Below are 14,144 nucleotides of genomic sequence, written 5' to 3'. Positions count from 1 at the left end.
AAGATAAATGAGTGAAGCCAACCCCATTGCTCTGGTTGAGGAACTGAAGACTGTTCTGGAGCGCTATATCGCCACCACGCTGCCGGTCAGCCGTCGTTACCCTCGCTTGGCCGAGCGTTTTCGTACTGAACTCTCCAATCAGCATCTGGTTGAAGGACCCTATGTTGAAGCGCTACCCGACTTTGAGAAGGGGAATACCCTTGCAGAACTCACCCAAGGTCAGGGCGGTTTTCTTCACGATGCCTTGGCTGGCTTGCCCACCGCTTCGCGCCGTTTGCACCTGCATCAGCAACGTGCGATTGAATTCGCCGTCCGGGACGGCAAGAGCCTGCTGGTGGCAACCGGCACAGGCAGCGGCAAAACGGAAACCTTTCTCTATCCAATCGCCCACGCCTTGCTTTCCGACCCTGAACCCGAAAAACCCGGTGTAAGGGCACTGCTGATCTACCCCATGAACGCGCTGGCCAATGACCAGCTTTACTACCGCATTGCCCCGCTGTTCGGGCGCTACCTGAAGGACCACGGCATCACCTTCGGGCGCTATACCGGGCAGGTGAAGGCGAACACCAAACGTAACGAGGAAGAAAACCGTCTCTTCAACAACCAGAAGTTGATGCGTGCCTTGGGCGACCCGGATCACATCCCGGCCAACTGGCGGCTCACCCGAGAAGAGATGCTGAACGATCCGCCCAAAGTGCTGATCACCAACTACGCCATGCTGGAGCACCTGCTCCTGTTGCCGCGTAATGCCCGGCTTTTTTCTGCCAATGCCTTGCATACCGTTGTATTGGACGAGATCCACACCTACAGCGGTGCGCAGGCAACGGAAGTGGCGTTTCTTTTGCGCAAGTTAAAAACCCGGTTGGGCCTGGAAACCCCACTACAGGTTTTTGGCACCAGCGCCAGCTTGGCGGATGGGCCGGATGCAGATGACAAGCTCAAGGTGTTTGCACGTGCGTTGTTCGCTGAGGAAGTGCATGAGGTGGTGCGCGGTAAGCGCATCGTGCATGAGCGCTTGCAGCAACCTATAAAGGATGAATTTGCCCTCACGGGACCAGACTGGATAAGCCTCGGCAAGGTTCTTGAAGAGGTGGCGCGCCTACCTGAGCAGGACCGCTCAACAGATACCTGGAATGACTACCTTGAGATGCATGAGCTGTCTCGCCCAGAATTTAAGGGTCCGGTTAGCCTGCCGCTTGGTCCTTTTCTCGAAGAACGTTTTTCTTCAAACCGGGAAATTCGGAGGGTAGCCAGTGAACTTGATCAAGCCGGGGTCAAAGACTTCCGCGAGTTATCGGAGCGCGTGTTCGATTCACCGGCTGATTCCTTGACTGATGGCGAGCGCTATCAGGCGCTTAGTGCGGTGATCCGCATGGGCATGATGGCGCGTTCCGATGATGAGAGCTTCCCGTTGCTCCCCGGGCGCTATCACATCGCTGTAAATGGGATCGAAGGCATTGCTGTCCGGCCCGATAGTGAGGGCGAAGGTTGGCAGGACATCAAGGTTGCTCGCCACCATCACGATCGTCAGCACGGTTATTTCTATCCACTCCTGGTTTGCCGCAAGTGTGGTCAGCCATACATGGAGGGATTCGAGGAAGGCGGGAGACTGCACCATCGTCGCCCGGATTTGGCTGATGCCAAAGCCGAGCGTCGCGTGTTCTGGCTGGGTAAACCAACTGACCATGTGGATGACGAGGAGGATGAAGCCGACGAGGCTGCTCCAAACCAATACGCGCGTCACTGGCTTAACCCGCTTACGGGGGAGTTGGCCGCCGGAGAAGGCTCCATTGCACTCTATGCCATTCAGACAGACAAGGATGAAGAAGAGAAAGCGTGGTATGTGCGCAAGTGTCCTGCCTGCGGCGGCCGCGCTTCGGGTGCGGAGGCGGAAATCGTTACCCGCATGCATCCTGGCAATGAGGCCCTTGGCAGCGTGGTTACCCAACGGGTTCTGGAAGCGCTTCCTGGCAGCGAGATCGACCACAGCGATCCACGCCCGGCACAGGGACGCAGCTTGCTTTCGTTCTCGGACAACCGCCAGGATGCGGCTTTCTTTGCCCCTTATTTCGAGCGAACAGCAGCAGATCTAGCTTTGCGCAGTGCCATCCGCCAAGTGCTTAAGGAACGCGCGGAGCCTCTTGATGCTCGGCAATTGGCCGAACAGATTTATCAACAATGGCAACGTGATGGTCGCCAACCCATTTTATTGGATGCTAACGGCGATATACGCACTGATCGCCAGGACGTGGCGAGCCTGTTATTAGGCGCTATTGGCGCTGAATTCTGCACCCCTGCGGGCAGGCGCAACTCGCTGGAGTCCTTGGGGGTGGCGTATATTACCTATGAGGCTAGTCGCCTACGTACCTTACGCCAGAAGGTGCTTGGATTCTGGCCGGCGGAACTACCCAAGGATGAAGCCTGTATCGAGGCTTTGATTCACTTCTTGCTGGAAAACTTCCGACGGGAAAAGGCCTTGGCCAAGTTTTATGGCGTGGACCTTCGGGATTCGTTTACATGGGGTGACTACAACCAACACCGCAGCTTTGACATTCAAAGCGGTGATGACTCGGTCATGTACAAGTGGTTACCTGCGCAGAACCAAAAGAGACATAACCGACGCACTTGGTATCTGACTGAGCAGTTGGGGCTTGATCGTGATCAGGCCTTCGCATTTCTGCGGCAGTTTTGGGAGGCCCTGCTCAAACCTCCGGTATCGCTGCTGGTCAGGCACAACCCAGGCTTTGCTCTGGATGCAGAAAGCATGCGGGTCGCAAACGGTGATGTTCGCCCACTTTACATATGCAAGAGTTGCGGATTGCGCCAAGTGCATGTGCTGAAGGGGAAGTGCTCGGCATTTCATTGCCATGGCGATGTGGAAGAAATAGGCCCGGATGAGCGAGCGGCGATGCGCCGACGCAACCATTATCTGGCCTCTTATGAGGAAGACAACCACGTCACTGTGCGCGCGCGTGAGCACACGGCTTCCCTGTCCACTGATCTGCGTGAATCGATCGAAAAAGACTTTTCCGAAGGGCGGATCAATGTGCTTTCTTGCACGACGACCATGGAAATGGGGGTGGACTTAGGTGATCTGGAGGCTGTGATTAACCTCAATGTGCCGCCAGGTATTGCCAACTACCAGCAGCGCACAGGCCGAGCCGGCCGTCGTGCACAGGCGGCGCCGTTTTGTGTCACCTCCGCCCGCAATACGAATTATGACCAGTCTGTATTCCGTGATTTCAGCCGTTATCTCGGCTCCCAGCCGGGTACTCCGTTCATCCATTTAGATAACCCGGAGTTGTTCTGGCGCCATCAGCAATCAGTATTGTTAGCGCACTACCTGCGCCAGAAAATCCTTGAACAGGACATCAATGCGCCTTCCCTAAAGCATCTGTTCGGTGAGGTTTTCGGACAGGATGATCTGCGCGCGTTCATCGATGCACTTATGCAATGGATAGAAAGCGACGCCGGGAAGGATGCTACCAAGGAGGCGGAAGCCTTGAGGATGCGCCTGCCGGAATCTCTGCGGCATATCGGGGCAAGTGGTGAGGGCTTAACGCAGCGCTTTCTTTCCAACCTCAGGGAGTTCGCCGAGGTTGTGAAGGAACGCTGCGGAAAATATACGAAAAAAATGACCGAGTCCGCGACAGCCGGTGATTATAAGAAGGCAGGATATTGGCAACGGATGCGCGAAGACTATATGGGCCAGTTCCTGGTGAGTCAGCTCTCCAGCCGTGGCTTGATCCCCACCTACAGTTTTCCGGTTCATTCGCTCTCTCTGGAAGTGACCCAGGAACGCCAGCAAAAGGGGCAGGGATGGGGTTCTACGGATGTCGCCCTATCCCGCGATGCCAGCCAGGGCATCAGTGAGTATGCGCCGGGGGCCGAGGTGGTGGCCAATGGCCGGATATGGACAAGCCGCGGCCTGGCTCACTATCCGAAGGCCTTTATGCCAGAGCGTTGGTATGTGGCCTGCCCAGAATGTTTCCATGTGGATATCGCCGATGCAAAGGATGAGTTGCCTCCTGCTTGTTCCAATTGTGGGTCGATCGACGGCCGCCGCAAAAGAATGTTCATCGAGCCGCATGGCTTCGTCACAAGCTATGCTGAGCGCAAGGGCCGCGACACGGGTGGCAGCCGGCGCCGGGTAAAAGCGGCGGATGAGGCACGGCTCATTGCCTCGCCACGGGACGATGCCTTCAATGATACGGACCTGCCTTTCTTGCGCACTGCCTTGCTGAACGCACATGAGCGTGAGGCAGATGCTCTACGTGGGACGATGTTCATTGCTAATCGTGGTGTGTATAGCGAGGGCTATTTCCGCTGCAAATTGTGTAACTTTGCTGGCCCTATCAATCCAGCTGGCCCAAGCAAGCCTGCAAAAGGCAAGAAGGGGGAACCTGCCGGCAATGTTATGCAGCTAGTACATGACGATCCCATGACAGGGTTGCGGTGTAGAAATGAGCAAATATCTCGCTTTGGTCTGGATTTCGTCCATCGTTTCGATACCGATGTGCGCTTGTTCCGTTTTCTTCAACCTTTGCCCAGCCCTAAAGAGGGTGAAGGTACGCCGCGCCGTTTCCATGAAAGGATGGCACGAACAGTGTCGGAAGCGCTTCGATTGGCGGTAATCGACCTTCTCCAACTTCAACCAAGCGAGGTCCGAGCTACCTATAGACTCTATGGCTCCATCGGAAACACGCTGGAGATTGTTCTTTACGATGCTGTCCCGGGTGGTGCTGGATACTGCGCAAGAATTGGCGAAGCTGGGTTTTCCTTTGACATCCTCCTGCGCAAGGCGCGAGAGCGTCTTGATTGCCCCGCCCATTGCGACTCTGGTTGTCGCTCATGCTTGTGCGATTATGGCAATCAACGTTACTGGGACGGTTTTGAGCGACTGGCCGCACTAGAGTGGTTGGATGCATTGCTTGACCCGAGTGCTGCTCAAACTGGGCCTGGAAGCTATGTCCGTTGGGCCACCCCAAGTCACGCTGGATTGAACGAAAGATTGGCTAATTACGAGCAGGTCTACCTAGTCGCCCGCAGCTTGGTGGAGACTAGTGGCTACTCCGACGATAGTCTCAACCTGCTGCTCAAATGGCTGCAGGCGGGTAAGACGGTACATGTGTATCTAGCCAACAAGCTTGATGAGAAGCCCAAGTCACAAATCCCCCTGGCCATTTATCGACACCTGTATCCCTATGCGCTGGAAGGCCGCTTGCGCCTCTACCAGATCGCGAATGCAGATGGCCCGGATTGGGAACAACTCCCCAGAGTCTTTGCGGGAACAGCAGTCGGGATGCCTGTTATTCGACAGCATTTTGCGGTACAGCCTTTACTAGAGAGTCTGATCGCGTCGCCAGCTGAAACAGGCGTTGTGGATGACGAACTCGAACAGGTCATTCATAAGTTGATCGACACAGCCATTCCTTATGCAAACGATGCACTTCGCGATGGAGAACGCATGAATATGTGGGATCTGCACGCAGGCACAAGACGTGATCTCAAGGTCATATTTGCGCCCGTGGCCGGTGCCTATATCAAAGAACTAATGGTGCGCGACCCCTATTGTGGATTGGAGCGCAACCGCAAAAACCTCAAGCAGTTCCTAAATGAGATCAAGGGTTTGGCTGACACGATCGAACACGTGGAGCTCCACTGTAAGGAGGGGCTCGATAGAGATGGGGACTTAGAGTTCCGCCTCGACATCGAACGTCATGTGGATGACTTAATCACCTCTATTGGCATTGAAAAGCGTGATGTCACAGTGGCTCCCATGAAAGGTGGTGGGCGCACCTTTCATGACCGAGAGGTCGACATCACAACTGTCTCGCCAGACGGCTGCGAAACGACCCACCGGTTCTTCCTTACTGGAGGAATTGACTACCTGATGAACGATAGGACTGAGACAAGAGTTTTTTATGTGACGCTTTAGATAAATGTGGGTCGCCCCGGGCTCGATAGAAATTTCAGATGGTCTGCTATGGCACCGATTGTGTAGACCGCACGATTACGGAGAGTTGTAACGGTGAATTATCGCGGAAGCCGCGCGCCAAGCGACCCCTCGGAAGAGATTGATTGTGCGAAGTCGACATAATTTCTGGAGCTGGGTAACACCTGCTCTTTCATGTCTGGGTTTTTTCAGTTGCACTCAAATCGACGCGAAAAATCCAACAAGGCCCCTCATCACGGATTCATTGACTGGAACCTGACGTGAAGGTTATCGCCTGCCTGATATCCAGCCGTGTCCTTGTTTCTCGGGTGGAACCTGGAATGCAGCGTTACTAACCGCTTGGTTGCAACGAATGTGTATATCTGAGTTGTACTGATGCATGCATGACCCAATAGCTCCTGGATCACCCGCAAATCTGCACCAGCATCCAATAAGTGCGTGGCAAAGGCGTGCCGGAGGCTATGAGTACTGAGGGGTCTTTCGATCCCCTTGTTTGAGGCGTGCTTCTTCACCACCAGGCGGAGTACGCCTGTGCTTATTTTCTTCCCGCGAACCGAGAGGAACACATGATTGCAAAGGTAGTCCCGTCTCAGGGCGGGTCTTGACCTACTCAGGTACAGATCGAGCCAGAATGCAGCCTCTTCACCATAAACCACCAGCCGCTCCTTGTTTCCTTTTCCACAAACTCGAATCACACGGTTTTTGAAATCAAAGTCTTCGACCTTGAGATCGGATAGCTCAGTGGCTCGTATCCCGGTCGCATAGAGCAATTCGAGCATCGCCTTGTCACGCAGGCCTTGGTGAGAATTGAGATCAGTAATATCAAGCAGTGACGCCACATCATCCTGTGTCGGCGTGTTTGGAAGGCGGTGGGGTATTTTGATCTTGCCAAGGCGCATGGTCGGGTCCTGCACAACCTGCCCATTGGTCAAGAGATATTGGTAAAACCGACGAAGCGAAGCGGTATAGCGAGCCACGCTCCGAGCGCTGATCTTTCTCTCCAGCAGGCTTGCCAGCCACGCCTCAATGTCCAGATTCTGGACCTGGAGTAGCGTCTTCCCATTGTGCTGGGTCAGCCACGATCCGAAATTGATCAGATCCGCCCGATAGGCGTCGATGGTCCTGTCGGCGAGACCATCAACAAGCCATAGCTCATCGCTGAACTGCTCCACGGATGGGAGCAGGGATTTAGATTTTGCGGAACCCATTTATTTTGCCTTTCTTGGTTTAGCCCCTTCGGCTCCGCAACTGCAGGGGTAAATTTTCAGCTTATTATTTTCGCCGCCACTCCCATGACGGTATTGCATTCAAGTTAGCCCATCCCGGGTGCATTCCTGAATCGTTTTCCGATCGTGCCTGGAGGCACGACCCACAACAGACTGAAAATTTTAATATTTCCTGACGTGCCATGCCAACCCCAGCTTGATGAGCAGGTTGGTATAAGACTCTTCGTGTTTTCTGACGTCTAATCTCAAGGGCTGTTGTCATTTAAGACAACGTGGCGGGCTTCTTCTGCCGACTTGCCTTCCTGCTTGTTCGATCATTTCTGCCTTACCGATGTCCGATATAAGTATACAATTAGCGGACATGGAGCCAGGCATGCTCAATTCGACGCCCGTCATCAAATCGCAGGTGGTGCAACGCATCAGCCAGGCCCCGGCAGCCAAAGTGTGGACGCCGGTGGATTTTCTCGACCTGGGTAATCGCGACGCGGTGGACAAAACGCTCCAGCGCATGGTCGCCAGCAATGAGTTGCGTCGCATCGATCGAGGACTGTACGACCAGCCCCGGATGAACGCCCTCACCGGGCAGCCGACCGCCCCCGATTATCTCAGCGTGATCGATGCCGTCGCTCGCCGCGACCAGGTGCGCGTATTGATTGACGGGATGACCGCCGCCAACGATCTGGGCCTGACCAATGCGGTGCCGGGGCAGGTCATCGTGCATACGGATGGTCGGCTGCGACCGATTCAATTGGGCAAATTGACCCTCCAGTTCAAACTGACGGCGCCAAGCAAGCTCTACTGGGCCAACCATCCAGCCATGCGGGTGGTGCAAGCCCTGTACTGGCTTCGCGATGGCCTGAAGGGTGGCGCCCAGATCGATCAGGATGCGATTCAAGCCAGGTTCATTCGGCTATTGCAGGACTCCAGCCAGGGAAGCGCGATTCGTGATGATCTGCGATCTGGCTTACACACTGTGCCGTCGTGGATGCAACAGTGGATTCGCGATCTGCTTGCCCGGTCCGAACAGGCAAGTACCAAGGCCTCACCGTGAACGCCGACTTTCTTCGCATCATCACCGCCTCTCCCGAGGATCGTTGCGGCCTGTTCCTGGCGACAGCCAATGGGCTCGGCACGCCGATCCAGAATGTGGAGAAGGATTTCTGGGTATCCGGGTTCAGCGTTCTATCGTCTGCCAGAGCCCAAAAGAATTGGCATGGCCATTCAGCTGACCCTGTTGCCCGGTTGTGTTTCTATTTTCAGGCTGTCATCCAGTAGCAGAAACAGCAGCTCGTCGTCCGTCGACGTGTATATGCTGGTGGTTGCCACGCTGGCGTGCCCGAGCAGGCGCTGGATCATGTTGACCGGCATCGTCTCTGCGGAATGCGCGCCGCGCGTATGTCTTAGCCAGTGCGTCGAGGCTTTCGCCATCTTTTTGGCATCGTCATGATGCCCCTGCGTGGCAAGCTCCGTAGCTGCTTCCCTGAAAAACGTCTTCAAGGCCTTGTACAGCGTCGTGGGATCCAGGGTGCCCGTATCTTGCCCAAGCCGCAGCCGGGCAATCAGGGGAATGTCTTCAGGATTATCCAGCGGGTCGGCATTGAGGCCCTGCCAGGCCAGGTAATCGCGTAATGCATCCATCACCATGCCGGGCATCGGGACTGCCCGCCATTTGCCACCCTTGCCGAGCACTTTCAGCATCCAGCGGACACCCAGGTCACGCTTGAGCGGGACCGAATAGAGTCTCCCCAGGCGGGCATCCACCAGTTCGGTGAGCCGTAGCCCCGTGGCATAGGCGAAGGGGAGTATGAAGCGCAAGCGCCGGACGGATTCATCCATAGGCTGCCTATGCAGATATTCCATGAGAAATGCCCACTGGCTGCGTGTGAACGCGTGCGTCAGTTCCAAGTCAGGCGCGGTGGCCACGTCCATCACCCGCTGTGGCGGCGGCACGCCGTCCCATGGATTGCTGTCGAGGTAACGCACTTTGGCAAGCCACTCGAACAGGGATTTGAGGATGGTGTGGGCCTGGATCTGGCTGCGCAGCGAGGCGGCTCCTTCGAATGGCCGCCAGTTGGCTGACCAGCGCGGTGTGCTGCGTTTTCCCATCCATTCAGCCTGGGGGAGGCGCCATGGCCATGCCGCGGGCAATGTGCGGCCGAGCCCGCCCAGCCAATCCCGGTAGGCAACGGCATCCTCGATCGACAGCGACGACAGGGCGCATCCGCGCTCCATGATCGACCAGATCAGGAGGCGCTCTGCCTCGCGGCGATAGGCGCGCTCGGTATGCGGATTCGAAGCGCGCGCTTTCAGCCAGGCCTGGATCGCCTGATGGTCATTTTCAGCGGCGATGCGGTTGCGGCCGAGGCATCGGTTCTCGCCAACCGAGCCGTCCAGCTCCGCCGGCGTCGAGAATGACTCCAGCGGCATGATGGCGGTGGCTGAGGGCCGGGTCAGTTCGATCGGCGACAGCGAACGCAGCGGGGCGAGACCCTGTGGCGCCATCACCCCCAGACTGCCTTCGTGGGTGGCAAGCCAGGTCACGAGCCGGCGCGCCCCTTTTTCGCCGAGGCGAGGAACGGACACCCACCAGCGGTAGCCCTGCGTGCGGACGCGCTGATGCAGCGCCTCGATGGTGGGGATGCCGGCGAGGATGAGCCTGGCAGCGAGTCGATCCTCAAACCAGGCGGCAACCGGATCCTGCGGCTGCGGATCGGTGGCGAGCAGTTCCTCCACCCACACCAGCGCGGCCAGTTGGCGCTCGACCAGACGGGCGTAGCGTCTCGCGCGGCGGTCGATGCTCTGCGGATAGGCCTCGACGTACATCGCGGTCAGTTCCTTCTCCGAATAGAAGTGATCGGGGTCGTTTTCTTCGCGGAAGGTTTTGAGCGAGGGGAGGGCGGTCGTCGACCGGACTGCCTCGGGCAGGGTGCCCAGCGGCAGGCGCAGCAGCCGGGCCAGCGCATGGCGGCCGTGCCGGCGGGCGGCCATCGTCAGCGTTTGCTGGATCCAGGACAGCGTGGAGCGCGCGATGCGCTGATCGAGGCCGGATTCGAGATAGCGGTCCGCTGCGACCTTGAGGTCGAGGCCCTGCAGCCAGCCGCGGTAGAAGGCGAGGTGGTGACGCCCGATTTTGCGAGTGGATTCCATGGCTAACTGGCTGAAATCAAGAAGAAACAGGAAATATAGGTCACAGATCCTTGAGTTGAATCAGAAAAACAGCATTCTTGATAATTTACCTTATCATGAACTGTATATGCAATGCCGCAGATGCCCCTTACTTGTTCTGACTTGAGTGCGCCGCCTATTCACAAATGCCTGAACGCTGGTAGCATCAATTCTTCTCAGCCAACCCAAGGGACGTTCATGAACAAGACTGAATTGATCGAAGCCGCTGCAACCGAAGCAGATATCAGCAAGGCCGCTGCCGGAAGAGCGCTGGATGCCATCCTCGGTGCCGTCGTCAAAGCGGTAGCGAAAGGTGACTCTGTGACCCTCATTGGGTTTGGCGCGTTCAAATCTTCCAAGCGTGCGGCCCGTACCGGACGCAATCCACAAACAGGCAAAGAAATGAAGATCGCAGCCACGACCGTGCCGCGCTTCACAGCTGGCGCTGGCTTCAAGGCTGCCGTTGCGGGTAAGAAGGCTGCAAAGAAAAAGTGATGTGACATGTGCTGACGTGGCGCTGCTCTTGTAGGCCACGTCCGCATTCAAACATCACAGCTAGTGCTTGTCTTCCCCCAGGCCACTGAGAACATTACCCAGCACCCCGACCAGATTTTGCATGGCACCAGCAAGCAGTATCGCCTGCTCGTCATTGAGTTCAGCCGCCTCAAGGATCGCCAGGGTTTCCCCCAAGGGATGTGAAGACAGGAATGGCGTCGGATTTTTTTTGCGTCAGCAGCATTTGGGTGATATATCCATCTGAACGCTTTCGGAAAAAACAATAGGGTGCATTCAAAGACCTGGGCTCAATGCCCATGGCGATGATGGAAATCCGGAAAATGTGGATGTTTGTGGGTTAAGGTCGCATGCCGATGCAGATGTCTGTGCGGCTCGCAGCCATCCCAGGCGAAATCGTGTTCGTGCTGGTGATGCGCGTCATGAACGTGTTGATGGGTGTGATCCAGCGGCTCATGCGTATGTCGATGCTCGTGATGCTCGGTCAGATGCAACCAGACGCCAATACTCATGAGTCCGGCTGCCAACCAGAACGGGGCAGGCGTCGATTCGCCCAGCAGCAGAATGGCGATGGCTGCGCCAATAAAGGGTGCCGTGGAGAAATAGGCGCCGGTGCGGGCTGTGCCCAGACTACGCAGCGCCCGCACAAAAAGCACCAGGCTCAAGCCGTAACTCACCAGGCCGACCGCCATGGCCGCGCCCACGGCGGGCCAGGCGGGCAGGGACGCACCCAGTAAAAAGGCGAGGCTGGTGTTGACGACGCCCGCGGTCCAACCCTTTGCCCCGGCGATGAACAGGGCGTCCGAGCCGGAAACCCGGCGCGTCAGGTTGTTGTCGATAGCCCAGCACAAACAGGCGGCGGTGATGGCCAGGGGGCCAACCCAGTCCAGGGTCTCGCTATCGACAGTGGGCCAGGCGAGTACCGCGCCGCCCGCGACGATGAGCAGCATGCCGAACACGATGCGGCGGTCGGCGTTTTCCTTGAAGATCACCCAGGCCAGCACGGCAGTAAAGACCGCTTCCAGATTGAACATGAGGGAGGCGGCGCCCGCATCGGTATGGGTGAGGCCGAATACCAGCAGCACCGGCCCAAGCAGCCCGCCGAAAACGATGGCGCCCGCAAGCCAGCGCCATTCCCCGGTTGCCAGCCCGCTCGGTTTCCAGCCGCGATCCCGCAGCAGGCGGATCGCAGCCAGCCCGAGCCCGCTACCCAGATAGAGTAGACCGGCCAGCAGCAAGGTCGGCAGCTCGCCCACCAGAAGCTTGACCAGCGGCGTACTGCCGCCGAACAGGGCGGCAGCGACGAGGGCGGGCCAGATGACCGAACGTGTATTGCTCATTTCATCAACGATAGGCCAGCAAACGCAAAGCGTTCACCACCACCACCACCACCACGGTCGAGCCTTCGTGAATCAGCACCGCCACGCCGATCCCCGCCCAACCGAACAGGGTGGCGGGGATGAGTAGCGCCACCACGCCCAGCGAAACGAACAAGTTCTGCCGGATGATGCGCCTTGATGCGCGGCTCAGAGCCACGGCGAAGGGCAGCTTGGAAAGGTCGTCGGCCATCAGCGCCACATCCGCGGTTTCCAGCGCCACATCGGTGCCAGCGCCGCCCATGGCGATGCCGACCGTGGCACGCGCCATGGGCGGTGCATCGTTGACGCCGTCGCCGACCATGGCTACCTGTCCGTAGCGCTGCCCGAGTTCCTCCATGGCCTTGACCTTGTCTTCCGGCAACAGGCCCGCCTGCACTTCGTCCAGACCAACTACATTTGCAATAGCGCGGCCCACGCGTTCGTTGTCGCCGGTGAGCATGATGGTCTTGCGAATGCCGACTCGTTCCAATACCTGTTTCACCCCTTCTCGCGGGGTGTCGGCCAGGGCCACGACGCCGAGGAACTGCCCGTCCGCCTGGATCAGCATGAGGGTCTTGCCTTCGGTCTGGAGGCGCTCCGCGTGCCCTTGAATCGCCTCGGGGACGGCTTCGCCATCAAACAGCCTGGCGTTGCCGATGGCGACTTTCTGCCCGTCGAATTCGGCGCGCACGCCTTTTCCTGTCACGGATTCGGTCTCCCCGGCCTCGGCCCAGCTCAAGCTGCGGCCCTTCGCCTCGGCCACCACCGCCTGCGCCAGCGGATGGGCGCTGCGGCTTTCCACGGCGGCAGCCAAGGTCAGCAGACGTGCCTAACTTCCAATCCGGCTACCGCGCTTCAACCATGGTGGACGCAGATTTGCATGCTTGATTTCGGCAAGCGCAACAGCGTCATCGCGCAAACGTCGGGGCAGGCTCGACTTTGTCCCCAGTGGCCCCAGCAGTGTTCTCTGGCGCATCGCCGGAGAACACGTCTCCTGCCCATGACTGGTGAAAATATGCAACAGGTGTGCATTAGTTGACACCTACCGATTGACAGTAACAATGAGACTCATTATCATTTGTTCTGGGCTTTGCCATGATGTGATGTTACGTCAGGGTGATCCGGAAACTTTGCCATGCAGGCTAATAGCCAGCCACGGATTTCGATCCCAGCCAGCTCAATCGAGACGTGAATTGGACTAACTTGGAATGACTGCCACACCGGCCTGGAAAACTGTCACCGCAACCGAGCCGCAGCTTGCCCTTGTGCCGTTACTGCGCATGCCGCATACCTCGCGCGCCACACTGGCCGTGGTGGCGCTTGCACACGCAGGTCTGCTGACTGCGTTGCTAAATGCGCCGGAAACGCCCAAACCGATCAATTCGATCAACCCGCCACGTCCCTTGATGGTCAGCCTGATCGAGCCAGAGGTCCCGCAGGTAAAACCTGAACCCAAGGCGCAGCCGCCCAAACCCGCGATCAAACCGTTGCCGCCACCGCCCGCGCTAGCTGCGCAGCGCCCAGTTCCCACCCCCGATCTGCAGCAGGCGGCAGAAGCACCCAAACCGCTGCCCGCGCCCGTGACCAACGTCCTGCCACCGCCTGTAACAGTGGTGATGGACGCGCCTAAACCCGCGCCGTCGCTCCCACCGCATCCGGCAAATTACCTGGCCAACCCGAAACCACCTTATCCGTTGCTGTCGCGGCGGCTGGGTGAGGCAGGCACGGTGCGGCTGAACATTCTGGTCAACCCGGACGGCAGCGTGGACAGGCTGGAACTGGCGCAAAGCAGCGGCTATCCGCGCCTTGACCGCGCCGCCTTGGAAACCGTGCAGTCCAGTTGGAAATTCGAGCCGGCCCGCCAGGGTGGCAGGCCGGTGGCCGCGTGGGTCATCGTGCCGATTCAGTTCACCCTCAGGAGTTAAG

8 protein-coding genes are annotated in these 14,144 nt (G+C 57.8%); 4 read left to right on the top strand and 4 right to left on the bottom strand.

Going from position 1 to position 14,144, the window contains the following annotated elements; all coding sequences use genetic code 11:
* Positions 1-7: 7 nt before the first annotated feature.
* Positions 8-5,938, top strand: coding sequence for a DEAD/DEAH box helicase (locus BGO62_RS06030; protein WP_296640221.1), 5,931 nt, complete (start codon positions 8-10; stop codon positions 5,936-5,938).
* Between the two features lie 251 nt (positions 5,939-6,189).
* Here the strand turns inward: BGO62_RS06030 and BGO62_RS06025 are convergent, their stop codons facing one another.
* Positions 6,190-7,164 (bottom strand): site-specific tyrosine recombinase XerD, encoded by a 975-nt coding sequence (locus BGO62_RS06025; protein WP_296640219.1) that lies wholly within the window; start codon positions 7,162-7,164, stop codon positions 6,190-6,192.
* Positions 7,165-7,555: 391 nt separating this feature from the next.
* Between BGO62_RS06025 and BGO62_RS06020 the strand changes: the two genes are divergently transcribed.
* A complete protein-coding gene (locus tag BGO62_RS06020) occupies positions 7,556-8,233 on the top strand; it encodes a DUF6088 family protein (RefSeq protein WP_296640217.1) in 678 nt (225 codons plus the stop codon).
* A gap of 170 nt (positions 8,234-8,403) precedes the next feature.
* Here the strand turns inward: BGO62_RS06020 and BGO62_RS06015 are convergent, their stop codons facing one another.
* Positions 8,404-10,329 carry a phage integrase family protein gene (locus tag BGO62_RS06015; RefSeq protein WP_296640214.1) on the bottom strand — a complete coding sequence of 642 codons (1,926 nt, stop codon included), beginning with the start codon at positions 10,327-10,329 and terminating at the stop codon, positions 8,404-8,406.
* Positions 10,330-10,545: 216 nt separating this feature from the next.
* Here BGO62_RS06015 and BGO62_RS06010 point away from each other — a divergent pair, with 216 nt between their 5' ends.
* Entirely contained in the window at positions 10,546-10,842 is a 297-nt protein-coding gene (locus tag BGO62_RS06010) for an HU family DNA-binding protein (RefSeq protein WP_296640213.1), read from the top strand.
* A gap of 308 nt (positions 10,843-11,150) precedes the next feature.
* Here the strand turns inward: BGO62_RS06010 and BGO62_RS06005 are convergent, their stop codons facing one another.
* Both BGO62_RS06005 and BGO62_RS06000 read right to left on the bottom strand, forming a co-directional pair.
* Entirely contained in the window at positions 11,151-12,200 is a 1,050-nt protein-coding gene (locus tag BGO62_RS06005; RefSeq protein WP_296640212.1) for an EamA family transporter, read from the bottom strand.
* Positions 12,201-12,204: 4 nt separating this feature from the next.
* On the bottom strand, positions 12,205-13,020 hold the full coding sequence (locus BGO62_RS06000; protein ID WP_363923905.1) for an HAD-IC family P-type ATPase: 816 nt from the start codon (positions 13,018-13,020) through the stop codon (positions 12,205-12,207).
* 406 nt (positions 13,021-13,426) lie between these two features.
* On the opposite strand from BGO62_RS06000, the gene BGO62_RS05995 reads away from it, so the two are divergent.
* Positions 13,427-14,143, top strand: a complete 717-nt coding sequence (locus BGO62_RS05995) for an energy transducer TonB (protein ID WP_296640209.1) — start codon at positions 13,427-13,429, stop codon at positions 14,141-14,143.
* The last annotated feature ends 1 nt before the right edge of the window (position 14,144 follow it).

It is taken from the genome of Thiobacillus sp. 65-1402, from assembly GCF_001897685.1.
GTDB lineage: Bacteria > Pseudomonadota > Gammaproteobacteria > Burkholderiales > Thiobacillaceae > Thiobacillus.
This window is presented reverse-complemented; position numbering and strand designations above follow the sequence as displayed.